Source organism: Aureimonas ureilytica, assembly GCF_001475935.1.
Taxonomy (GTDB): domain Bacteria; phylum Pseudomonadota; class Alphaproteobacteria; order Rhizobiales; family Rhizobiaceae; genus Aureimonas; species Aureimonas ureilytica_A.
The window spans coordinates 1-660 of the sequence record NZ_LDQA01000157.1 but is presented as its reverse complement, the minus strand read 5'-3'; the positions used below and the strand labels follow the sequence as shown (position 1 = coordinate 660).

Genomic DNA, 660 nt, shown 5'->3' with positions numbered 1-660 from the left:
GATGTGTATAAGTGACGGACGCTCCGGTCGGGCGTTACATCGGGCACGCCTCGGCCTGGATTTTCCGACGAGGGATCGACCGGCTGGGGTCCGATATCGCCGATGCCGCCGCCGGTGGAGGCGTTGTCGAGATGGGGTCGGTCTGTGTTGGACATATCCGTCTCCTGATAAGCTTCTCTTGGAGACAAGCCCTCGAAGCGCGCACCGTTCCCTCGAACGGTCGGAAAACGGGTTGCCAAGCTTCGGGCAAGCGAAGAGGCGGCATCTGCGCGGCCCGTTCCCCTCGCATCCCCAAGCGGGTGGAGCGCCCCTCTTGCCGGGAGTCCGCCATGTCGCGCCGCCTGTCCCTCGTCCTCGTTCTGGCCGTGCTCGTCGCCGGCAGCGGCTATTATGCCTATCGCTGGTTCACGCCCGACAGCGCGGCCGACCTCGCCCGCGTCGGCCAATGCGAGCGCTATCGCGAGGCGATGAGCCGCGTCGAGGCGGGGCTGGAGAGCGAAATCCAGGCCGACCCGAACGAAATCCAGATGGTTCTGGACGAGTGCCAGAAGCAGGGGCACTGACGCCCGAGACAATCCCTGATGGCGGCGCCCTGAGCGCCGGGCGCCCGCCCTACGAGCTTGAAGGCCGGGCGGCTCGCGGCTCGGAGATGGCGAGGGC

General features: G+C 67.3%; 1 protein-coding gene. It reads left to right on the top strand.

Annotated features, from left to right (window positions below):
• The first annotated feature begins 329 nt into the window (after positions 1-329).
• Positions 330-563, top strand: a complete 234-nt coding sequence (locus tag NS365_RS23205) for a hypothetical protein (RefSeq protein ID WP_058602631.1) — start codon at positions 330-332, stop codon at positions 561-563.
• Positions 564-660 lie beyond the last annotated feature (97 nt).

Excerpts from the sequence above, each read along its gene's own strand:
- NS365_RS23205 (WP_058602631.1), top strand. The coding sequence starts at position 330 with ATGTCGCGCCGCCTGTCCCTCGTCCTCGTTCTGGCCGTGCTCGTCGCC.